Origin of the sequence: Actinoplanes sp. GCM10030250, assembly GCF_042666575.1 — a bacterium.
Classification (GTDB): Bacteria; Actinomycetota; Actinomycetes; order Mycobacteriales; family Micromonosporaceae; genus Actinoplanes.
The window spans coordinates 24,223-46,734 of sequence record NZ_JBHTDO010000040.1; the positions used below are offsets into that span (position 1 = coordinate 24,223).

The following is a 22,512-nucleotide window of genomic DNA, read 5'->3' on the forward strand; positions in this document are numbered from 1 at the left end:
GTGCCGGCACCACCACACCTGCCGAGTCGTGTTCACGACGGCACGCTGGGTGAGCATCGGGGTACGGTCGCCGTGCCATCGACGCCTATCCCGGGGGACGGCATGAGTGCCACCAGCGCAGCCACCGATGACACCGCGATCCGCCTGCTGCGCAAGCACCTGGGCGAACGCCTGATCGTGGCCGGCGACGGCGCGTTCGCCGGGGCCCGGCGGGTCTGGAACGCCGCCGTGACCAGCCGTCCGGCCGTGATCGCCCGCTGCGCGGACGCGGCCGAGGTCAGTCTCGCGGTGAGTGCGGCGGCCGATGCCGGACTGCCCCTTTCGGTACGGGCGGGCGGGCACGACTGGGCCGGCCGCGCCCTGCGCGACGGCGGCCTGGTCGTCGACCTCACCGGCATGCGGGGTGCCCACGTGGACACCGCCGCCCGGACCGTCACCGTCGGCGGCGGCGCGACGGCAGCCGACCTGCTCGCCGTCACCACCCCGCACGGCCTGGTTGCCGCCACCGGCGTGGTCAGCTCGGTCGGCATGGCCGGGCTCACGACCGTCGGCGGCTACGGCGGGCTGATCGGCCGGGCCGGGCTCGCCCTCGACAACCTGCTGGACGCCGACGTCGTCCTCGCCGACGGCTCGACCGTGAAAGCTGGGCCGGACGGTGACAGCGAGTTGTGGTGGGCGCTGCGCGGTGGCGGCGGCAACTTCGGTGTGGTGACCCGCCTGCGCTACCGGCTGCACGAACTGCCGGCCGTGCTCGCCGGCATGCTGATGTTCCCGTTCGAGGAGTCCGCCGCCGTCCTCGCCGGCTACGCCGAGATCGTCGCGGAGGCTCCGGACGAGCTCACCGTCATGTGCGGGTTCCTGCCCGGCCCGGACGGCCGGGCGCTGCCGTTCCTGTGCCCGTTCTGGTCCTCCGGTGACCTGGCCGCCGGCGAGCGGGCGGTGGCCCGGCTGCGGTCGCTCGGGCACCCGATCGTGGATCAGGTGGGACCCGTGCCGTACCCGGCCGCGCTCGCGATGTTCGACGGCAACATCTCCGACCGCAACTCCTACCTGCTGCGCAGCCGCTGGTTCCCGGAGATGTCGCCGATTGCCGCGGACGCGCTGATCGCCGGGGCCGCCGCGCTGCCGTCGCCGTACTCGGCACTGATCGTCAACCGGTTCCACGGCGCGGCGGCCCGGGTCGACCCGGCCGCCACGGCTTTCGCGCTGCGCACCCCGCACCAGGTGGCCGAGGTGATCGCGGTGTGGACGCCCGGTGAGACGCCGGAGCGGCACCGGGCGTGGGCCGGCTCGGTGGTGACGGCACTGGACCCGATCGCGCTGCCCGGCGGCTACCCCAACCTGCTCGGTCCCGAGGAGGACGAGCGGGCCCGCGCGTCGTACGGTGCGAATCTGGACCGGTTGCTGAGGGCCAAACGCCGTTACGACCCGGGCAACGTCTTCGCCTCCGCGGTGCCCGCCCTGATCGGCTGAGCCGTCCCGCCATGAGATGACATTGACTCGCGTGAATGCTCCTTGCACGCTCGGGTCATGTCGACCTCACCTTCCGCAACCAGACCATCCGGCAGACGGCTGCTGGTGGCCGTCACCGTCACGGCCGCCATGACCCTGGCCGGCCTGCTCACCGTCACCGACGCGCAGGGCAGCACCGCCACACCCCGCGCCGGCGCCGTGCCGGGCGGCGCCATGCCTGGTGCCGCCCTGCCTGGTGCCGCCCTGCCGGGTGCCGCCCTGCCGGGTGCCGCCGTGGCGTCCGGCTCGGCGTCACCGAGTTTCACGATGCCCACCCCGTCCAAGTCGCCGCAGCCACCGACGGCACCGACCGGCCTCACCGCCACCTCGGTCACGGCGAACTCCGTGACGCTGAGCTGGACCGCCTCGCGGCCCGGCTGCTGTGGCGTCGAGGGCTACGACGTCGTCTGGAGCCAGGCGTTCGACGACGTGTACCGGCTCACCAAGGTCGGCAACGTCACCACCGTCACGATCCCGAACCTCTCCCCCGCGACGCAGTACAGCTTCCGGGTCTCCGCGTTCGACGACGTCGGCCACTACTCGGCGTCCTCCGAGACGGTCACCGTGGTCACCCCGCGCTCCGACACCGGTGACACCACACCGCCGCAGGCACCGTCCGGGCTGACGGTCACCGCGGAGACACCGGCGAGCGCCGATCTGAGCTGGTCACCGTCAACCGACAACGTGGGTGTGACCGGCTACAACGTGTACTGGTTCGACGGCTGGTTCAGCTCGCGCCTGGTGGCGACGGTCACCGGGACGTCGTACACCGCGGCACTGACCGCCACCCGCAACGTCTTCTACGTCCGGGCCCGCGACGCCGCCGGCAACGTGTCGATCGCCTCGAACACGGTGACCGTGAACTCCACCAGCCCGACGAGCGGCCCGCCCTCCAGCCAGCCGCCGCCCCCACCCGCCTGCCGGGTGAGCTACGAGAACACCGCACAGTGGAACCGCGGCTTCGTGGCCTCGCTGACGATCACGAACACCGGAGCCGTGCCGGTCAGCGGCTGGACGGCCGGGTTCTCCCTCGCCGGTGACCAGCGGGTGACGTCGGCCTGGAACGCCTCGTACGCCCAGGACGGCACCGCCGTGACCCTGCGCAACGTGAACTGGAACGCCTCGATCGCCCCGGGCGCGAGCCGCACCGTCGGCTTCCAGGGCACCTGGACGGCTCCGGCACCCGCGCCGACCGCGTTCACGCTCAACGGCCTGCCCTGCACCACCGGCTGACCTCGCGGGCCCGGCGCTAGCGGGCGGCCGCGTCCGTGCTGGCGCGGATCTCCAGCCGGTGCCGGACGACGATGGTCCGCGGCGCGCTTTCCTGGGCGCCGCGGTCCAGCCGCGTGGTCAGGCAGTCCAGCGCCGCCCGCGCGATCGCCGCCTTGTCCGGTGAGATGGTGGTCAGGGGCGGGTTCGCATACCTGCCGTCCTCGATGTCGTCGAAGCCGGCCACCGCGAGATCGGCCGGCACCCGCAGCCCTCGCTCCACGGCGGCGTGCATGGCGCCGAGGGCCAGCTGGTCGCTGAAGCAGAAGACGGCGTCGCACCGCGTACCGGAATCCAGCAGGTGCCGCATCGCCACCGCACCGTCGGCGCGGTGCAGCCGGTCGACCGGAATCTCCAGTTCTGGGCCGGGCGTCAGCCCGGCCTCGGCCAGCGCCTGCCGGTAACCCTCGATCCGGCGTGCCGCCGTGGCGTTGTGCAGGTGGGGCTGCGGGCCGATCGCGGCGATCCGGGTGCGCCCGAGACCGAGCAGGTGCCGGGTCATCTCGCGGGCCGCGGCGACGTTGCCGGCCACCACGTGGTCGAGCCGCCCGTCGGCGTCCTGCTCACCGAGCAGCACCAGCGGCGCGGCGCCGGGGTCGCGGCGCAGCTCGGCCGGGGACAGGCCCCAGGGACTCATGATCAGGCCGTCGACGACCTGGCCCCGCACGCCGTCGAGCAGCTCCCGCTCGCGGGCCGGGTCGCCGCCGGTCTGCTGGACCAGCAGCATCAGCGCCCGGGCGTCGGCCTCGTCCGCGAAGTGGCCGGCCAGCTCGCCGAAATACGGTGTGGAGAGCTCCGGCACGACGAGCGCGACGAGTCCGGAGCGCCCGCCGCGCAGGTGGCGGGCGGCGGCGTTGGGCCGGTATCGCAATTCCTCGAGCGCGAGCTGAACCCGGGCCCGGGTCTCCGGTGCGACGAGCGCGAAGCCGGAGACCACGTTGGACACGGTCCGCACGGAGACACCGGCGCGCTCAGCGACCTCCCGCAAGGTGGCACTCATGGGTGGCAGCCTATCCCTTGCAACGTGGCATGCAACGTTGCAACATGGGGAGTATGACAACTTCCACGGACATCGACTGGGCCGAGGCCGGCGAGAAGGCACGCACCGCCATCTACTCCGACGGCATCACCGCGCTGCCGGGTGCGTTCAGCGTCGCCTGGGCCGACGCCATGCGCGAGGACATCGAGGCCGCGTTCGCCGAGGCCATCGACCGGCCCGGCGGAGCGGTCGGCCGCGGCCCCCACCGCTACTACGTGGAGATCCACCCCGAGCAGCTGCGCGGCTTCGCCGACCTGGTCACCCACCCGTGGGTCGACGCGGTCTGCACCGCGGTGCTCGGCCCCGACTACGAGATCGTCGAGCTCGGCTTCGACACACCGTTCGCCGGCGCCGTCAACCAGCCCTGGCACCGCGACTTCCCGATGCCCGAGGTGACCCGCGCCGAGCGCCGGCTCAACTCGCTGGCGTTCAACCTGACCGCTGTGGACACCACCGACGACATGGGCCCGTTCGAGATCGCCCCGGGGACGCAGTTCGACGACGAGCCCGACTTCCACCACGGCATGTTCCCGCCGAAGACCCGGTATGAGGGCTTCGCCGGCCGCGCCGTGCGTAAATACCCCCAGCGCGGTGACATCTCCGCCCGCTCGGCGCTGACCATCCATCGTGGCACCGCCAATCACTCGCAGCTGTCCCGGCCGGTCCTGGTGCTCGGCGTCGACGCCGCCGGCGCCGGCAACAGCGACAAGCACGCGATGGCGGTCACCGAGGACTACTGGGCCTCGCTGCCGGACCAGGTCCGCGCCCACCTGCACTGCCCGGTGGTGCCGCGGCTGACCCCGATCACGCAGAAGCACACCATCGAGGGCCTGGTGATGGGCGACGCCTGACCGCGCTCACCAGCTCACCGCTCACGGCTCACAGGTCACGGGCCACGAGCTTCGCCGCTGCCGCACCGAGGTCGGTGCGAGCTTCCGCGGCCCCCGCGCACAGGCTCAGGTACGCGTCATCCGGACCGCAGCGGTTCTCGGATCGGATGATCTCGAGAGCGAGCCGGATCGTGGCGCGGATGCCGAGTGCCTCGACATAGCCGGCCACCAGCTCCGTTCCGCCGACGTCCAATTCGGCCGCCTGACGTTGGTCCCGCCCGTGCACCGCACATATCGCGGCGATCAGGGGTGCCATCGCGGCGCGGTCGTGACCGTACACGTTGAGGGCGGCGACGGCGTTGCCACGCCCGGCGAACAGCGGTACGGAGACCGACGCCGCCAGGCCCAGCCGGGGCGCCACCTCATGGAATCCGGGCCACTGCACGGTCGTGCCGATATCCGGTACGCCGACGGGAGACCCCCGATCCAAGGCGTCCAGGCACGGGCCGGCACCGTCGGAGTACTGCGCCGCGTCGACGGCCCGGATCAGGTCGTCGCTCACCGCCACGGTGGTATAGGCCTTGCCGCGCAATGCGGTAACAGATGCATATGCCGCGACAGCGACCCGTTCGACGGTGAGGTTCGCGATCGCCGCCAGCTGAGCGTCCACATCCGGCGAGTGATCCGGCGTGCCCGCCAGGGCCATCATGGCGGTCACCAGGGCGCCGTCCGCCGGTGGGTACGGGTCGGTAGCGCGCGGCGACTCTGCCATCTCTTCTCCCGGTGCCGATCGATGAGGCGCCGGGATACCCGTTCCGGACCGGATCACTCCGCTGGTCCCCGGTCAGTGGTCCTGCTGGTCCCAGGAGCGCAGTTCCTCGTCGATCTCCCCCCGGCCGATCGCACGTTCCCGCTCGTCCGCCTGCCGGTCTCGCCGGTCGGCGGTCCGGTCACGCTCATCGGCCAGGGCGGCGCGCCGCACCTCATCGGCCTCACGCTGATCGGCCCGGCTCTCGCGGTCGTCCTGCGCCTCGGATCGCCGGTCCATGCCGCGTTCCCGGGCACCGGCATCGGCCGCCCGGTCACCGATGTGCCGATCCCGCAGAGTCGCCCTGCTCATCCGGGTCTCGAAGTCGATATCACGCTGGTCGGCCACATCGTCGCGGTGCACGGCGAGCAGTTCCCTGTCCGCGACGAGCAGTTCCCTGTCGGCGGCGAGCAGTTCCTTGTCCGTGACGAGCCTCTCCCGCTCCGCGACGAGCCTCTCCCGCTCCGCAACGAGCCTCTCCCGCTCAGACACGCGGTGCTCCCGGCGGCTCAGCTCGGCGGACTCTTCGCTGCGTTCCACAACCTGAATGTTAGTCACCGGCGTTCCCGGCCGCATGAGCCGACCGCGTGGATGTCACCCGCGCCGGCATCGTCCGGCGGGGAATCAGACCGCCGCGGGCCCCGTGGACCCGCGGACGACGAGCTCGGTGGCCAGCTCCACGTGCAGGGCGTCGAGCTCGTGCCGCTCCAGGAGCCTCGACAGCAGCGTGACGGCCATCCGGCCCATCTCCGCCAGGGGCTGGCGCACCGTGGTGAGCATCGGCTGCATCGCACGGCTGACGTCGATGTCGTCGAATCCCGCGATCGACACGTCGTCCGGCACCCGCAGGCCCCGTTCGCCGGCCGCGCGCGTCGCTCCGACAGCCATCTTGTCGTTGAACGCCACGATCGCGGTCGGCCGGTCGGCGACGTCGAGGAGTTCCCGCGCGGCGTGGTAGCCGTTCTCCTCGTTGGGTTCGGGGACGAAGCGCATCAGCTCGGGGGCCGGCAGCAGTCCCATCTCGGCGAGCGGGGCGACGTACCCGGCGAGGCGGTTGTCGTTCACCAGCCACTCGCGGGGCCCGCCGATGATGCCCACCCGGCGATGGCCGAGCTCGACCAGGTGTGTCATCAGCGCGCGGGCACCGGCGAAGTGGGCGGCGGACACCGCCACCACGTCGCGCGGTGGCGACACCCGGGGGTCCACCACGACGAACGGGAAGCGCCGGTCCCGCAGGGCCGTCAGCGCCGAGGCCGGCTCCGGCGGGAGGATGAGGATCGCCGCGTCGATGCCGGGCCGGTCGGGCAGGCTGCTGAGCACGTCGCTGTTGCGCGCCGCCTCGCCGGCGTTGAGCACGACGCTGAAGCCGTGGAGCTCGGCCGCCTCGGCGACCGACGACACGATCAGCCCGAAGTAATCGGTCAGCACATACGGGCAGCGCAGGTAGACCACGCGGGACGTCGCCTGCCCGCCCTTCTGGCCGGCGGCCTCCAGCACCTTCTGCCGGGTGTGCTCGGCGACGTTGGCCTGACCGTTGAGCGCCCGGGAGACCGTGGCGATCGACAGGCCGGTCTGGGCGGCGAGATCCCGAACCGACGCTCGTCTCACAACGCTCCCAGCTCCCTGTTCACTGCCGCCATCACCGCGGTTCACCGCCGCCGATACCGCGGTTCCACCGCCGCCATCACCGCGCCGAGCATAACGGCGGGCCCGCACCACCGGGAACGGCGGTGCGGGCCTGGGGAAGCCGTACGATCACGGACCGCTGGTGAGGTACGTGACCTGGTGCCCGGTGTTGACCGCGGCACCGGTGTTGTTGATGACCCGGCTGATCGTGCCGGTGCCGCCCAGCGACACGGTCACCATGTTGCGGAACTGCACGCCCGGCTTGACCGGCACCTCGAAGGCCCGGGCGTTGACCACCGACGGGTTGACGTTGAAGTAGGCGTAGGAGCCGAGGCCCCAGGCCTGGTGGTTGTTGACCGAGTCGGCGACCTTGTACGCCGCCCACCCCTGCGTCGACCCGTTCATGTAGGCGGCCTGGTTCGGCGGGTCGTACGGCATCTCGTTCTGATAGAAGTACGTGCGCCCGTTCTCGCCGTTCCAGATGGTCTGGTACTTCTGGTAGTGCTCGACGAACAGCCCGTAGAACGTGACGTCGTCACCGTTGACGGTCAGCCCGTTGTCGGCCGTGTTGATGTTCCAGCCGACCGTTCCGCCGTTGCCGTGGTCGGCACGCCAGATCCAGGTGTGGTCGCCGATCACGTCGTCGCTGTTGATCAGCAGGCTGGTGGTGGCCTTGCCGGCGATCGCGCCGCCGATGCGGAAGAACACGTCGTGCAGCGAGGTCGGGTTCGCGGCGTGGTCGGTGGCCGAGCCGTTCGGGCCGACCTCCATCAGCACCGGCGAGTTCGTGGTGCCGGCGTCGAAGAGGACACCCGCGACCTTCACGCCGTCGACGTCGGCGACGCGCATCGCGACGACACCGTTCTGCGGTACGAACGTGGCAAGTCCCAGCCCCAGCACGACCGTGTTCGGGCGGGTCACGTTGATGGTCTGGTTGATGTTGTAGACGCCCGGCGTCACCAGCAGGTTCTTGCCGGCGGCCAGCGCGGCGTTCATGTTCGCCGCGTTGTCACCCGGGCGGACGATGTAGAAGTCGCTCAGCGAGATCGACTCACCGGCGGGGTTGCCGTTCGCCCAGGTGGTGCCGGCCGAGTTGCGGCGCAGCGCCGGGACGAAGACGCGGTAGGCGCCCGCCGAGTCGACGTAGAGGTACGGCTTCTCCCGGACCACCGGCGCCTGCCCGATGGTGGTGTACGGCGGGCTCGGGAAGCTGTTGGCCGGTGCGCCCTGCACGCCGACGAAGACCTGGTTCCAGTTGGAGCCGGTCCAGCTGCCGATCTGCGAGTTACGGGTGATCCACTGCTGCTGCGACCCGGAGTTGATCTGCCCGTCCACCTTGGTGTCGGACATCCAGCCGCCGGAGGACCAGCCGCCGTCGGAGAGCGCCAGGTTGCCGCGCACGTGCATGCGCCGGTAGGGGGCGGCCTGCGACACCGACCACCGGTCCGCGCCGCCGGTCGGGTTGACCGCCAGGCCCTCGGCGGCACGCCAGAAGTTCTGGGTGGCGTTCTGCGAGCCGTCCGGCCACCAGTCGGCCTCCACGTGCACCCGGCCGTTGATGACCGTCTGCCCTGGGGTGAGGCCCAGCCCGGCGACCTGGGTGAAGAACCCGACGTTGGCGTCGGCGCTGTAGGTGCCCGGCTTGAACAGCAGGGCGAACCGCTGCTGCCCGAACTGGTTGGTCACCTGCTGGTTGAAGACCGTGTTGAGGCGGTTCTGGATCGTCGAGGCGGACATCGACGGGTCGAACACCGACACGTTCGGGCCCAGGTCCGGGTTGGTCACCGGCGTACCCGGGTTGGACGGTGTGGTCGGCGGGGTGGTCGGGGGCGTACCGCCACCGGTCAGCGTCCACCGCTGGTTGTCAGTGCCGCCGCACGCCCAGATCTGCAGGCGGGTGCCGTCGGCCGTACCGCGCTCGCGCACGTCGAGGCACTTGCCGCTGGCCTGGTTGACCAGCGCGCCACCGGCGTTCAGCGACCACTTCTGGGTGGCCACCGCGTCGACGCAGGACCACATGTGCACGGTGCCGCCGTCGGCGGTGGAGTTGTTCGCCACGTCGAGGCACTTGCCCTGCGACTGGACCGTACCGTTGTCGGCGAGGGTCCAGGTCTGGCTGGGTACCGTGCTGTAACAGGTCCAGATGTGCACCGCGGCACCGTCGGCGGTGGAGTTGTTCGCCACGTCCAGGCACTTGCCGCTGGCCGCGCCGACGAGCGAGCCGGCCGAGGCGGCGAAGGCGCTGGTGATGCCGGCCAGGCTGAGGCCGGCGACCACGACGCCGGACAGGCCGACGGCGAAGATCTTGGGGCGTAAGCGGCGGCGCCGCGGGGATGCGGGCATCGGGGACTCCCTTTTTTGGAACGGGCCTTTTTCGGTACGGACGAACAGCTTTTTCGTACGGAGGAGCTGCGCCGGGAGCCGTCGGGGATCACGGTTCCGGGCGCCCGCGGGTGCCGCCGGACTGTGGGCGGCGCCGCCGTAACGCTACGAAACACCGTTACAGATAAGAGTGTCAACAGTTTCCAGTTCCGGAACGCGATGCGGCGTAGATGCCAGTTCCGGAACCTCAACTTGCTGAGTTGATGTTGACACTCTCCGATGTAACGGTGTTTCGTTTCCGTTACGGCGCCGGAACTGCGCCGCACCTTCGAAGAGGGAGACACGTCGTGACAGCACGCCGCCGGGTGGCGACCTTCGCCGCCGCCACGATGACGGTGACCGCCGGTCTGGCCGGTGTCATCAGCACGGCCGGTGAGGCCGCCGCGGCCACGTCCGTGCAGGTCTACTGGAGCTCCGAGTCACGTACCGCGGGCTTCGAGCCGGTGAACGGCAACTGGTACACCAACCCCGCGACGGGCCTGGCGGGTACGCCGTACAAGCTCTCGCAGCAGGCCGACGTCCCGGTCACCGCGGCCGGCGGCACGGCGACGATCACCGCCAACACCGCTCAGCAGTACCAGAGCGTCCTGGGCTTCGGATCCTCCCTGGAGGAGTCCACGATCTACAACCTGTCCCGGATGAGCGCCACCGCCCGGGAGCGCACGCTGCGGTTGCTGGTGGACCCGCAGACGGGTGCCGGCTTCAACGTCGCCCGGATCGCCTTCGGCGCCAGCGACTTCACCAGCCGGGCGTTCTACACCTACAACGACGGCACTGCCGATCCCGGCCTGTCGCGGTTCTCCATCCAGAAGGACATCGACTACAACATCATCAGCGTGCTCAAGCAGGCGCGGGCGATCAACCCGAACCTGCTGATCTTCGCCAGCGTGTGGAGCCCGCCCGCGTGGATGAAGTCGAACAACAGCCTGATCGGCGGCAACCTGCTCGACCAGCACGTGCCCACGCTCGCCGCCTACTACCGCAAGGCGGTGCAGGCGTACGCCGCGCAGGGCCTGCCCGTGCACGCGGTGACCCTGCAGAACGAGCCGCTGTACTCACCGCCGGACTACCCCGGCACCCTGATCTCCGCCGACCAGGAACGCCGCCTCGCCGTCGCCATGCGCGCCGAGTTCAACGCCAACGGCGCCGGCGCCACCAAGATCTGGGCGTTCGACCACAACTTCGCGGAGGGACTTTCGTACGTCGCCGGTGTCCTCGGTAATCCGGGCAGTCCGACCGACGCCTACAACGCCGTCGACGGTCTCGCCTTCCACGACTACTCCGGCGAACCGTCGACGATGGGCCAGGTCAAGAACAGCTACCCGGCCAAGGACGTCGCGATGACCGAGCGCGCCGTCTGGGGCACCACCGGCGCCAACCGGATCGTCGACTACCTGCGCAACCACTCGATCATGTACCAGAACTGGGTCACCATGCTCGACCAGAACCGGCAGCCGGAGAAGTGGTCCGGCTCCCCCGACCCGACCATGCTGGTGCAGAGCCCGTCCAGCGCCGACACCGTGTGGGCGCTGCCGGAGTACTACCTGACCGCCCAGTTCTCCAAGTTCGTCAAACGCGGCGCCAAGCGGGTCGACACCAACAACGGCTCCGCGAGCACCGTCACCAACGTGGCGTTCCTCAACCCGGACGGCAGCCTCGTCACCGTCGTCGTCAACCGCAGCACCGCCAGTCAGTCGTTCACCCTCCGCGCCGGCGGGCAGCAGTTCACCAGCACCCTGCCGGCCAAGACCGTGGGCACCTACGTCTGGAACGACGTGAACATCACGCCCCCGGCCGGCAACACCGGCGTCCTGCGGTCCGCCGCGAGCGGCCGCTGCGTCGACGTACCCTCGGCCAACCCGGCCGACGGTGCGCGCCTGCAGATCTACGACTGCAACGGCACCGCCGCCCAGCGGTGGGAGCTCGCGAGCGACGGCTCCGTACGCTCCCTCGGCAAGTGCATGGACGCGGCCGCCGCCGGAACCGCCAACGGCACCGCGATCCAGCTCTACACCTGCAACGGCAGCGCGGCCCAGCGCTTCACCCTCAGCGCCGCCGGTGACCTGGTCAACACCGCCGCCAACCGCTGCGTCGACGTCGCCGACCGCGGCACCGCCAACGGCTCCCTGCTGCACCTCTGGGACTGCACCGGCGCCGCCAACCAGAAGTGGACGCGGGCCTGATGTCCCGGTGCGGGCCCTCCGGCCGAGGGCCCGCACCGCCGCAATCGCATTGCCACGGCACCGGCGGGCGGCAAAGCTGTCAGATCATGAAGCCGCCTGAGATGATTCCCGCCGGTGACGTCGTGCTGAGGCGGTGGGACCCGGCCTGGGTGGACGAGGCCACCGCCGCCGTTCGTGAGTCGCTGCCGGAGCTGAAGCCGTTCCTGCCGTGGGCGACCGACTCCTACGACGCCGAGGGGTCGCGCACGTTCATCGCGACCTCGTTGCGGGAGTGGGACGAGGGGAAGACGTTCAACTACGCGATCTTCACCGCGGGCGGTGACCTCGCCGGCGGCATCGGCCTGATGACCAGGATGGGCCCGGGCGTGCTGGAGATCGGCTACTGGATGCGGACCGCCTGTGCCGGGCGCGGCCACATGACCGCGGCCGTGAAGGCACTGACCCGGGTGGCGTTCACGCTGCCGGGCGTCGAGCGGGTGGCCATCCGCCATGACGTGGCGAACGGCGCCTCGGCGGCGGTCGCGATCAAGGCCGGCTTCGCCGAGGTCGCGCGGGTGGAGAGTGCGGCGGAGGCGGCCGGCGAGACGGGTACGGACGTCATCCGCGAACGCCGCACCCCGGAGGGCGGGCGATGAGTTACGCACGCAAGCTCACCCACGGACAGCGGTGCCGGATTCTTGTGTACGACCTGACCAGCGAATCCGCGACCGTGGTGCACACCGACTCCGCCGTGCTGTTCGAGGCGCCGAACTGGTCCGCCGGCGGCGATCTGATCCTCAACGGGGACGGTCTGCTGTGGCGGCTGCCGTCCGGCGGCTCGGCACCACCGCGGCAGATCCCGCTGGAGGGCGTGCCCGAGCTGAACAACGACCACGTCCTGGCGCCCGGCTCGGAGACGATCTTCCTGAGCGCGAACGACGGGCACATCTACGAGGCGCCGCTGCACGGCGGCCCCGGGCGCCGCGTGACCCCCGACGACGGCCTGATGCACTTCCTGCACGGTGTCAGCCCGGACGGGACGACCCTGGCGTACGTCGGGATCGAGAACCAGCGCTGGGATGCCGGATCCCTGTTCACCATGGCCACCGACGGCTCGGCCACCACGCCGCTCACCCCGGCGCCGGGCGGTCCCGACGACGGCCCGGAGTACTCCCCCGCCGGCGACTGGATCTATTTCAACACCGAGCGTTTCAGCACCGCACCGGGCCACGCGCAGATCGCCCGGATCCGCCCGGACGGCAGCGACATGCACCGGCTCACCACCGACGACCGGGTCAACTGGTTCCCCCACCCGTCGCCCGACGGCGCCCGCACCGTCTACCTGAGCTACCCGCCGGGCACCACCGGCCACCCCGCCGACCTGCCCGTGGAGCTGCGCCTGGTCGACGGCGACGCCTGGGACTCGCCCCGCACCGTCGCGAAACTGCCCGGCGGCCAGGGCACCATCAACGTCAACAGCTGGTCCCCGGACAGCACCCGATTCGCATACGTGGAGTATCCGGAGCGGAACACCAATGGCGGAGAATGACGCCATTACGCAATGACGTCATTCCATTCCTGAACGCATAGAGACACCGCCCGCAAGGCACCGGATAGTAGGCATTTCACTACGGTCGATCATCTTTGGCCGGTCGTGCAACATTTGCGGGGTGTGATCCGTCGTGGAGGTGTGGGAGACAACCGGATCGATCTGTCGGGTGCCACCGCCGTCGCCGCGAGGCTGCTGGGATGGCTGCGTTCGGTGCCGGGTGTTCTCCGACATCCGGGAAGGCTTCCGCGCTGGTTTCGCCGTACCGTCGCGGTTGTCGCACTGCTGGCCCTCACGCTCGTGGCCGGCACCGCCGCCTATGTGGTCTCCGTCGATCTGCCCGCGGATCCCGAACCGCCGCAGGCGTCGATTCTCTTCTACCGTGACGGGCGCACCGTGCTCGCGCGCATCGGCGCCACCGACCGCACCGATGTGCGCCTGGAACGGATCCCGGAAGGGGTCCGGAAGGCGTTCCTCGCCGCGGAGGACCGGGGGTTCTACGACCACGCGGGTGTGTCGGTGCGCGGTGTGCTGCGCGCACTGTGGGCGAACGTCACCCGCGACGGTGGTCAGGGCGCGTCGACGATCACCCAGCAGTATGTGCGCAACGCCTACCTGACGCAGGACCGGACGGTCAGCCGGAAGAGCAAGGAGGCGGCTCTCGCGCTGAAGGCCGAGCACCGGTTCAGCAAGGATGAGATCTTCGAGCGGTATCTGAACACGATCTACTTCGGCCGTGCCGCATACGGGATCGAGGCCGCGGCGCACGCGTATTTCGGTACGACGGCCGACCGCCTGACGACCGCTCAGGGTGCGGTGCTCGCCGCGCTGGTGAAGGACCCGACGCACGGCGATCCGGCGGTGGACCCGGAGTGGGCGCAGGACCGGTGGGTGTGGGTGCTGCGCGCGATGGCCGCGCAGGGCTGGCTCGACGAGAATGAGACACGACAGACGGTGTACCCGCAGGTCGCGCCGGAGTCGGTGACGGCCAGCAGCATCAGCGGTGCCGCGGGGCTGATCGCGGACCGGGTGGAGGACGAGCTGGTCGAGGCGGGCGTGAGCCGCCAGCAGATCCGCACCGGCGGCCTGCGGATCACCACCACCATCGACGCACAGGCCCAGGAGGCCGCCACCACCACGATCGGCGACCAGCTGCGCGGCCAGCCGAAGGAGCTGCGGGCCGCGCTGGTGGCGGTGGACCCGGGCAGCGGGGCGGTACGCGCCTACTACGGCGGGGACCGCGGCCGCGGCTATTTCGACGACGCGCTGGCGGCCCGCCCTCCGGCGTCCACGTTCAAACCGGTCGTGCTGGCCGCCGCCGAGGAGCACGGTATCGGCTTCGGCTCCCTCTACAACGGGACGTCGCCCCGGCAGTTCGCGGACCGGCTCGGGGTGCCGCTCTACAACCAGCGCAACCTGCAGTGCCCGATCTGCCCGCTGGACGTGGCGATGGTCCACTCGCTGAACACGCCGTTCTACGCCGTCGCCGAGCAGATCGGCCCCGACTCGGTACGGGAGCTCGCCCACGACATGGGCGTGCCGGAGAAGTACGGCAAGGACCCGACGCTCGTGGACCTTCGCGGCGACCCGGACCCCGGCCGCACCCGCACGGACATCTCGCTCGGGCGGTACCCGGTCGCCCCGGCGGACCTGGCCACCGTCTACGCCACGCTGGCTGACGAGGGACGCCACCGGGAACGGCACTTCGTCGCCTCGGTGACCACCGCCGACGGCGCGACGCTGCACGAGCACTCCGGGAAGGCCCGGCGGGTGCTGTCGCGGGAGGTGGCCGCGGACGTGCAGGCGGTGCTGGCGAAGGTGGTGGCCGCGGACGGCGAGGTGCCGGGGATCGACGCGGCGGCGAAGACCGGCTCGCAGCAGTGGGGTGACTCGGCCGACTCGTCCGACGCGTGGACGGCCGGCTGGACCCCGGGGCTGGCCGCGGTGACGTGGATCGGCCGTGAGAAGCCGGGGCCGATCCGGGACGGGAAGGGCAGGTCCGTCAACGGCGACGGGATGCCGTACCGGATCTGGCAGGATTTCCTGACCGGCGCCCTGCGTGACCAGCCCACCCGGCAGATCACCGCGCCCGCCAACGCCGGGACGGTGCAGGTCAGCGACCTCAGGACGCTGCCGGAGACGGGCCGCAAGCCGAAGGCTGTGGTGTACCTCGGACCGCAGAAGGGCGACAAGGTGGACCGGTCGAAGGCGACCGGCTCCTGGCCGGAGCGGGTCAAGCGGCTGACCAAGGTGCTCGGTGAGTACGCGCAGGGCGTACCGGAGTTCTCCGTCTCGGTCGCGGACCGCAAGACCGGGAAGAGGTACAGCTATCACGGCGGCCGGCGCCACGAGACCGCGAGCATCGTGAAGGTCGAGTTGATGGCCGCGCTGCTGTTGAGGGCCCAGGACGGCGGCCGGGACCTGACGAACGGTGAGGCGTCCCGCGTACGAAAAATGATCTTGGCCAGTGACAACGCCGCGGCGTCCAAGGTCTTCACCGCCATCGGCGGGCCCTCGGGTCTGGACAGTGCCGGCGGGCGACTCGGCCTGACCGAAACGGATCCCAACGCGTCGTGGGGCCTGACCACCACCACCGCCGACGACCAGGTCCGGATGCTGACCGCGCTGACCGACCCGGGCAGTGCCCTCGACGAGGACTCCCGGGACACGGCGCTCCAGCTCATGGCGTCGGTCAACGCCGATCAGAACTGGGGGGTCAGCGCGGCGGCCCTGGACGGTGACCGGACGGCGCTGAAGAACGGCTGGGTGGCCCGGTCGGACGACGACAACCGGTGGGTGATCAACAGCATGGGCCGGGTCTCCGGTGAGAAGACGGACACCCTCGTGGCGGTGCTGTCCGGCGGGCACCGCGACAAGGCGGCCGGGATCGAGGTCGTTGAACAGGTCACGGCGATGACCCGCAGCTATCTGGGTTGGTGAGCCGTGCGCTGACGATTGAGGCTTCGCTCGTTCGTCATGGAGGGTAGAGACTCGACGAGAGGGAGCCGACGATGCGATACGCACTGCTCATGCACTACGGGGAACCGGCCGAGGGCGACCTGAGCGAGCAAGCCCTGTCGGAGGCGATGCGCGCCTTCGACGTCTACGGCAAGGCGCTGGAGAAGGCCGGGGTCCTGCTCTCGGCGGACGTGCTGCAGCCGACCGTCGCGTCGACGACGGTGACCCACCGGGAGGGTTCGCTGCGGGTGCAGGACGGCCCGTTCGCGGAGACCAAGGAGGCCCTGGCCGGGGTGTTCCTGATCGACGTGGCGGACCTGGACGCGGCGATCGGCTGGGCCGCGAAGTGCCCGGCAGCGCAGTGGGGCGTGGTGGAGGTCCGCCCGGTCTCCACCGCGTTCGTCGGCGGCGGATGGACCCGCTGACCGCGGCCGCCCGGCAGGCCGCTCTCCTCGCCGCCCGGGACAGTTACGGCCGGCTGCTCGCGCTGCTGTCCGCCGCGACGAACGATCTCGCCGCGGCGGCGGACGCGCTGGCCGACGCGTTCGAGCGGGCGGTGCGGACCTGGCCGGAGCAGGGTGTGCCCGACAAACCGGACGCCTGGCTGCTGACGGTCGCCCGCAACCGGCTGCGGGACTGGTGGAAGTCGGCCGAGTTCCGGCGGACCGTCGCCCTCGACACCGAGCGGGACTCGCCGATCCACCTCGACGACGTCGACGTGGACGCGCTGCCCGACCGGCGGCTGGAGCTGATGCTGGTCTGCGCGCACCCGGCGATCGACCGTGCGGTGCACACCCCGCTGATGCTCAACACCGTGCTCGGCTTCACCGCCGAGCAGGTCGGGCGGGCCTTCTCAGTGCCGGCGAGCACGATGGCCACCCGCCTGGTCCGCGCGAAGAAGCGCATCAAGACCGCGGGCATCCCGTTCCGCATCCCGGACCGCGGTGACCTGCCGGCCCGGATGGCGGCCGTCCTCGAAGCCGTCTACGGCATCCACGTCATCGACGGCCCGCGGGAGGCCCTGCACCTCGCCGAGGTGCTGACGGCGCTGGTGCCGGACGATCCCGAGGCGCACGGCCTGGCCGCCCTGATCCAGCTCTCCGCGGCCCGTGCCGGTGCGCGACTCGACGCCGAGGGCCGGTTCGTGCCGCTGCCGGACCAGGACCCGGCACTGTGGGACCGGCGTCTCATCGGGCGGGCACACGAGCACCTGCGTACCGCACACGCCCGCGGTCAGGTGGGCCGGTTCCAGCTCGAGGCGGCCATCCAGGCGGTGCACTGCGCACGGCCGCGGACCGGCACCACCGACTGGCCGACGCTGCTCAGCCTGCACCGGGTGCTGCACGGGCTCGCGCCGTCGCTCGGCGGCAGCGTCGCGCTCGCCGCCGTCACCGCCGAGGTGGAGGGCCCGGCGGCGGGCCTCGCCCTCCTCGATCCCGCCCCGGCCGGTTTCCAGCCGGCCGCGGCGGCCCGGGCGCACCTGCTGGAACGGCTGGGCCGCACCGAGGAGGCCGTGGCCGCTTACGATCACGCGATCGATCTCACCGCCGACCGGGCCGAACGGGAGTACCTGCGGCGCCGCCTCACCGGGTTGCGTTGAATACCCTCGTGCCTTTCGCCGACGAACTCATCAGCAACCGGACCGCCGAGAACCTCGCCCGTGCCATCAGCACGGCAGCACCCCGCACGCCACTGCCCGCCCTGACCGCGGCCGCCGGACAGCTGGCCACGCTGTCACTGCGGGAACGGGCCGACCTGCTCCGCGACGCGCTGCTCACCGACGTACCCGGAAGCTACGCCGACCTCGCGACAGTCGTCCGCGCCGCCGGCGGTCTCAGCGGCTGGATGATCTGGCCGGTCACGGCGGCCGTCGCCACCAAGGCCGTCGCCGACGGCTCCGACCAGGCCTTCGACGACGCGATGGCGATGATGGCCGAGCTCACCGGGCTGCTCACGGCCGAGTTCGCCATCCGTACGCTGCTGCGCCACAACCTGGACCGGGCCCTCGCCACCGTCCTCGACTGGACCACCTCCGGCGACGCCGACGTGCGCCGGCTCGCCTCCGAAGGCACCCGCCCCTACCTGCCCTGGTCCGTCCGCGTGCCGGAGATCCTGCACCGGCCCGGCGTGACAGTGCCGATCCTCGACGCCCTGCACCGCGACCCCAGCGAATACGTCCGCCGCTCGGTCGCCAACCACCTCAACGATCTCAGCCGCGACCACCCCGGCCTGGTCACCGAGACCGCCTCACGCTGGATGGACACGCCGGACATTGAAACAACCCGGGTGGTCCGGGCCGGACTGCGCACGCTCGTCAAGCGCGGCGACGCGGGAGCGCTGGCCCTGATGGGCTTCACCGGCGACCCGGCGTCACTGACGATCGACGGACCGGCACTGGACCGCGACGTCGTGCCGATCGGCGAGGCGGTGGGCTTCAGCGCGACCGTCCGCAACACCGGCAACGCGCCGGCCCGGCTGGCGATCGACTACGTCGTCTCGCACCACAAGGCCAACGGCAGCCAGTCGGCCAAGATCTTCAAACTCACGGTCGCGACGCTCCAGCCAGGAGAAATGCTGACGGTACGGCGTGAGCACTCCTTCCGTGTGATCACCACCCGCCGCTACCACCCGGGGCCGCATGCGATCGCGTTGCAGGTCAACGGGCTCGCTACGGAGGCCGCTACGTTCCAGCTGGTCTGATCACCTCTTCGTCAAGAGGCCGTGGCGGCTTTCCCCGCCGGCTCCGCCTCGGTGGCGTCCTGCGTGGGGCGCAGCGTCAGGATCCGGGGGCCGGAAGCCGTGACGGCGATCGTGTGCTCGGAGTGGGCGGTGCGGGAACCGTCGGCGGAGCGGATCGTCCAGCCGTCCTCGTCGAACCTGATCTTGTCGGTGGACCGGCAGAACCAGGGCTCGATGGCGACGGTGAGTCCCGGGTCGAGCCGCATGCCACGGCGGGGCCGCCCGTTGTTGGCGACGTGCGGGTCCTCGTGCATGGTGCGGCCGATACCGTGGCCGCCGAACTCACCGTTCACGCCGTACCCGTAAGACCGCGCGACCTCCCCGATCGCAGCCGAGATGTCACCGAGGCGCCCACCCGGCTGGGCGGCGTTGATCCCCGCCTCCAGCGCGACCTCGGTCGCCTCGATCAGCTTCAGGTCGGCCGGGTCCGGGGTACCGACGATCACCGACAGCGCGGAGTCAGCCACCCAGCCGCCGATACCCACCGCCATGTCGACGCTGAGCAGATCACCGTCCCGCAGCACGTAGTCGTGCGGCAGCCCGTGCAGCACCGCGTCATTCACCGACAGGCACAGCACGTTGCGGAACGGCCCCCGCCCGAACGACGGCGCGTAGTCCCAGTAGCACGACTCGGCACCGCGCTCCTTGATCCGGCGGCGGGCATGGTGTTCGAGGTCCATCAGGTTGACCCCCACCCCGGCGACACCGCGCAACTCGCCGAGCAACTCCCCGACGAACTGCCCCGCCACCGCCATCCGGCCGATCTCCTCGGCGGACTTGAGCTCGATCACGACAGCCTCCCTCTCCCTAAGCGGTATTTTTATACCACGCACCCTCACCCCCACCCCGCCCCCCACCGACCTCCACGGTGGCTACCCCCGGCGGCCGCTCACCTCCGCCCCGGCCACTCACCCAGCTCCGCCACCGCCGCCCGCCCAGCTCTGCCACCGCCGCCCGCCCAGCTCTGCCACCGCCGCCCGCCCAGCTCCGGATCGGGGCTTTCCCGGGGAGATATCCTGCTCCCATGGTTCGCCAACCCCTCACCGCCGAACAGATCGCCGCGGGCCAGCGCCTCGGAACCGCCCTCCGCACCGCCCGCGCCGGCCGCAGCCTCACCGAGGTAGCCCTCTCTGCCGGCATCTCCCCCGAAACCCTCCGCAAAATCGAGACCGGCCGCCTCCCCGCACCCGCGTTCGGCATCGTTGTCTGCCTGAGCCAGGCCCTCAACATCCCCCTCACCACCCTCGCCGACGCCTGGCTCCCCCAGACCCCCATCCGCCAAGCCTCCTAACCCTTCCCCCACCCCCGCCGACTCCCAGTGCCCCCACCCGAAACGCCCAGCCGCCCGAACCCACCCACCCAGCTGGCCCTCAGCGGTGCTTTCGAGCGCAAAAAGCCCCCCTCACGCCCAGCCGGCCCGCCCGGCTGGCAGTAAGCGGCCCCCCACGGCCACAAAAGCACCCCTCACGCCCAGCCGCCCCACCGCAGCGACTATGCGCGCGCACGCACATTCGCGCTCGCGCCCCCGGCTGGCTACCAGTGCTGTCGAACCCGGCGGGAGGCAGCACTCACGGCCGGCCAGGGGGCCGGATTCGGGGGTGGGCAATGTCAACAAAAGGCGTAAGGGTTGATTCCGGCGCCGACCTGCCGATGATGGCCAAGTGGACGCGATACAGCGACGGGTCGCCTCGGACCGTCTCCTCGGCGGTCTGACGGCCGGCACCGCCGTCCTGATCACGCTGTACGCGGCCGGCGTCTCCACCTCCCAGGTACGCGTCATCACCACCTGGCTCGCCATCGCCGTCATCCACGTCTTCCTGGTGTGGGTCGCCTTCTCCACCGCGAAGACTCCCGGCCTACCCGCCCCGACCAGGCGCTTCTGGCATTCAGTAGCCGCCGCCGGCGTCATCTACCTGTTCGGCGACATCGCCCAGACGGTAACCGCCGCCCGTGACCCCTCAGCCACGATCGCCGCGACCGGCGGGCCGGTGCACCAGGCCGCGCTCTCCATCGGCAGCGCCCTGCTGATGATCACCCTGCTCACCGTCCCGCTGGGTTTCGCCTCGCGACGGGAGCGATCCCGGTTCTGGATGGACGTGGCCACGGTCATGGTCGCCGCGGTGGTCGTCGGCTGGCATCTGGTGGTGCCCGACCGTCCCGGCGCCGTGCTCGACATGGCCGCCCCGGTGCTGGCCGGCCCGGTGATCCTGCTGTTGTGCGTGTTCGTGGTGGCGAAACTCGTCATGTCCGGGACCGCCCCGTTCACCAGGGCGTGCGGAATGATCGGGGCGGGCGGCGCCGCGATCAAGACCGCCGCGGACGCCCTGAGCCGTGACGGCCTCCCCGAGGACCAGCTCCACTGGTACCTGGCCTGCACGATCGCGGCTCACGCGCTCCTGACCATCGGGTTGCGCGTCAACCAGCTCCAGCTCGCCGGCACTCCCGAGATCCTGCACCCGAAGCAGACCAAGCCGTACAGCCTTCTCCCGTACGGCGCGATCGCCGTCACCTACCTGCTGCTCACCATCGCCGTGATCCGGCGGGACGCGGCGACCGTACCGATCGCCCTGGCCGGCACGGCTGTCAGCACCCTGCTCGTGGTGCTGCGCCAGCTGACCGCGTTCCGGGACAACGCCCGGCTGCTCACCGAGCTCGACGTCAAGGTCCAGGAGCTGCACGTGACCCAGGAGGGCCTGCGCGAGTCCCTGGACGAGCGTGACGCCCTCGCCGCCCGGCTGCGCCATCACGCCTTCCACGACGGGCTGACCGGCCTGCCCAACCGCTCCCTGTACGCCGAACGCCTCGACGCGGCCCTGCAGGCGGGCGGCCCGGTCGTCGCCATGCTGATCGACCTGGACGACTTCAAGCAGGTCAACGACGAGTGGGGGCACGGTGCGGGCGACTCGCTGCTCCGTGAGGTCGCCCAGCGGCTGAGGGCGTGCGTACGGGCGACCGACACGGTGGCCCGGATCGGCGGCGACGAGTTCGCGGTGCTGCTGAGCCCGGAGTCGGCCGGCGACGCGAGTGCCATCGCCGCCCGGATGGTCCGGGTGGTCGAGTCGCCCGTGGCGGTGCCGGGCGCCGGCTCCGCCCGGGTGGGCGCCAGCGTCGGCATCGCCGTGTCGTCCGCTCTGACCAAGGACGGCGACGACCTGCTGCGCGAGGCGGACCACGCCATGTACGCGGTGAAACGCGACGGCAAGGGCTCTTACGCCCTGGCGCCGTCCCGCTGACTGTCACCGGCACCCGCGTCGCCCCAGACGGCGAGTTCGCCGTGGGCCATGCACACGATCAGGAATCCGTCGGGGCCGGTCACGGCCCAGGACTCCACGTCGGTCTCGACGTCGACGAGCAGCGCCGACCCGCTGCCGAAGGTCAGCTCCAGTTCGCCGGTGCCCCGGGTCCGTGCGGTCCGGACGACGTCGCCGAGCAACGTGGCGAGGGCGTCGGAGGAGTCGTCACCGGGTTCCACGTCGACCCGGCCGCCGGGCCCGTCGAGATGGACGACGGACTCGATCACCACTTGACGGTCGCCGGTGAATCCCAGGATGACGGCGTGGTCGAGCCGGACATACTCCAGCCTCCGCCCTTCCAGCAGGCTCAGCGACCGCCCTTGAACGTCCACTTCTGGCAACGAA

General features: G+C 71.1%; 19 protein-coding genes. 12 read left to right on the forward strand and 7 right to left on the reverse strand.

What is annotated here, in order from left to right:
* Window positions 1–102: 102 nt before the first annotated feature.
* Together ACFQV6_RS36420 and ACFQV6_RS36425 are read left to right on the forward strand one after the other, a co-directional pair.
* Complete coding sequence (locus ACFQV6_RS36420) at window positions 103–1,473, forward strand: FAD-binding oxidoreductase (RefSeq protein WP_378032240.1); 1,371 nt, start codon at window positions 103–105, stop codon at window positions 1,471–1,473.
* Window positions 1,474–1,530: 57 nt separating this feature from the next.
* Window positions 1,531–2,745, forward strand: coding sequence for a cellulose binding domain-containing protein (locus ACFQV6_RS36425; RefSeq protein ID WP_378032241.1), 1,215 nt, complete (start codon window positions 1,531–1,533; stop codon window positions 2,743–2,745).
* Between the two features lie 16 nt (window positions 2,746–2,761).
* Here the strand turns inward: ACFQV6_RS36425 and ACFQV6_RS36430 are convergent, their stop codons facing one another.
* Complete coding sequence (locus ACFQV6_RS36430) at window positions 2,762–3,781, reverse strand: LacI family DNA-binding transcriptional regulator (protein WP_378032242.1); 1,020 nt, start codon at window positions 3,779–3,781, stop codon at window positions 2,762–2,764.
* A gap of 53 nt (window positions 3,782–3,834) precedes the next feature.
* Between ACFQV6_RS36430 and ACFQV6_RS36435 the strand changes: the two genes are divergently transcribed.
* On the forward strand, window positions 3,835–4,671 hold the full coding sequence (locus ACFQV6_RS36435; RefSeq protein ID WP_378032243.1) for a phytanoyl-CoA dioxygenase family protein: 837 nt from the start codon (window positions 3,835–3,837) through the stop codon (window positions 4,669–4,671).
* 28 nt (window positions 4,672–4,699) lie between these two features.
* On the opposite strand, the gene ACFQV6_RS36440 is transcribed toward ACFQV6_RS36435, so the two are convergent.
* The 4 genes from ACFQV6_RS36440 to ACFQV6_RS36455 form a co-directional block, all read right to left on the reverse strand.
* Window positions 4,700–5,422, reverse strand: a complete 723-nt coding sequence (locus ACFQV6_RS36440; RefSeq protein WP_378032244.1) for a GAF domain-containing protein — start codon at window positions 5,420–5,422, stop codon at window positions 4,700–4,702.
* A gap of 72 nt (window positions 5,423–5,494) precedes the next feature.
* Window positions 5,495–5,998, reverse strand: a complete 504-nt coding sequence (locus ACFQV6_RS36445) for a hypothetical protein (RefSeq protein WP_378032245.1) — start codon at window positions 5,996–5,998, stop codon at window positions 5,495–5,497.
* Window positions 5,999–6,082: 84 nt separating this feature from the next.
* On the reverse strand, window positions 6,083–7,066 hold the full coding sequence (locus ACFQV6_RS36450; RefSeq protein ID WP_378032246.1) for a LacI family DNA-binding transcriptional regulator: 984 nt from the start codon (window positions 7,064–7,066) through the stop codon (window positions 6,083–6,085).
* Window positions 7,067–7,213: 147 nt separating this feature from the next.
* Window positions 7,214–9,427, reverse strand: coding sequence for a ricin-type beta-trefoil lectin domain protein (locus ACFQV6_RS36455; RefSeq protein WP_378032247.1), 2,214 nt, complete (start codon window positions 9,425–9,427; stop codon window positions 7,214–7,216).
* Window positions 9,428–9,753: 326 nt separating this feature from the next.
* On the opposite strand from ACFQV6_RS36455, the gene ACFQV6_RS36460 reads away from it, so the two are divergent.
* The 7 genes from ACFQV6_RS36460 to ACFQV6_RS36490 all read left to right on the forward strand — a co-directional run bounded on the left by ACFQV6_RS36460 (window position 9,754) and on the right by ACFQV6_RS36490 (window position 18,835).
* Window positions 9,754–11,649 carry a ricin-type beta-trefoil lectin domain protein gene (locus tag ACFQV6_RS36460; protein ID WP_378032248.1) on the forward strand — a complete coding sequence of 632 codons (1,896 nt, stop codon included), beginning with the start codon at window positions 9,754–9,756 and terminating at the stop codon, window positions 11,647–11,649.
* A gap of 86 nt (window positions 11,650–11,735) precedes the next feature.
* Window positions 11,736–12,284: a GNAT family N-acetyltransferase gene (locus ACFQV6_RS36465; protein WP_378032249.1), complete on the forward strand. Its 549-nt coding sequence runs from the start codon at window positions 11,736–11,738 to the stop codon at window positions 12,282–12,284.
* Window positions 12,281–13,177 (forward strand): TolB family protein, encoded by an 897-nt coding sequence (locus tag ACFQV6_RS36470; protein WP_378032250.1) that lies wholly within the window; start codon window positions 12,281–12,283, stop codon window positions 13,175–13,177. Before ACFQV6_RS36465 ends, ACFQV6_RS36470 begins: the two co-directional genes overlap by 4 nt.
* Before the next feature lie 123 nt (window positions 13,178–13,300).
* Entirely contained in the window at window positions 13,301–16,117 is a 2,817-nt protein-coding gene (locus ACFQV6_RS36475; protein ID WP_378032251.1) for a transglycosylase domain-containing protein, read from the forward strand.
* A 71-nt stretch (window positions 16,118–16,188) separates the two neighbouring features.
* The gene (locus ACFQV6_RS36480; protein WP_378032252.1) at window positions 16,189–16,560 is read left to right on the forward strand and encodes a YciI family protein; all 372 of its coding nucleotides are present in this window, start codon (window positions 16,189–16,191) and stop codon (window positions 16,558–16,560) included.
* The gene (locus ACFQV6_RS36485) at window positions 16,548–17,735 is read left to right on the forward strand and encodes an RNA polymerase sigma factor (RefSeq protein ID WP_378032253.1); all 1,188 of its coding nucleotides are present in this window, start codon (window positions 16,548–16,550) and stop codon (window positions 17,733–17,735) included. The genes ACFQV6_RS36480 and ACFQV6_RS36485 overlap by 13 nt, the downstream gene beginning before the upstream one ends.
* A gap of 8 nt (window positions 17,736–17,743) precedes the next feature.
* Complete coding sequence (locus tag ACFQV6_RS36490) at window positions 17,744–18,835, forward strand: DNA alkylation repair protein (RefSeq protein WP_378032254.1); 1,092 nt, start codon at window positions 17,744–17,746, stop codon at window positions 18,833–18,835.
* Window positions 18,836–18,846: 11 nt separating this feature from the next.
* Here the strand turns inward: ACFQV6_RS36490 and map are convergent, their stop codons facing one another.
* On the reverse strand, window positions 18,847–19,665 hold the full coding sequence (gene map / locus ACFQV6_RS36495) for a type I methionyl aminopeptidase (RefSeq protein ID WP_378032255.1): 819 nt from the start codon (window positions 19,663–19,665) through the stop codon (window positions 18,847–18,849).
* Window positions 19,666–19,898: 233 nt separating this feature from the next.
* Here map and ACFQV6_RS36500 point away from each other — a divergent pair, with 233 nt between their 5' ends.
* Entirely contained in the window at window positions 19,899–20,165 is a 267-nt protein-coding gene (locus ACFQV6_RS36500) for a helix-turn-helix domain-containing protein (protein WP_378032256.1), read from the forward strand.
* Window positions 20,166–20,535: 370 nt separating this feature from the next.
* On the forward strand, window positions 20,536–22,107 hold the full coding sequence (locus ACFQV6_RS36505) for a diguanylate cyclase domain-containing protein (RefSeq protein WP_378032257.1): 1,572 nt from the start codon (window positions 20,536–20,538) through the stop codon (window positions 22,105–22,107).
* Here the strand turns inward: ACFQV6_RS36505 and ACFQV6_RS36510 are convergent.
* Window positions 22,083–22,499 carry a DUF6188 family protein gene (locus ACFQV6_RS36510; RefSeq protein WP_378032294.1) on the reverse strand — a complete coding sequence of 139 codons (417 nt, stop codon included), beginning with the start codon at window positions 22,497–22,499 and terminating at the stop codon, window positions 22,083–22,085. The genes ACFQV6_RS36505 and ACFQV6_RS36510 overlap by 25 nt on opposite strands.
* Window positions 22,500–22,512: the final 13 nt, after the last annotated feature.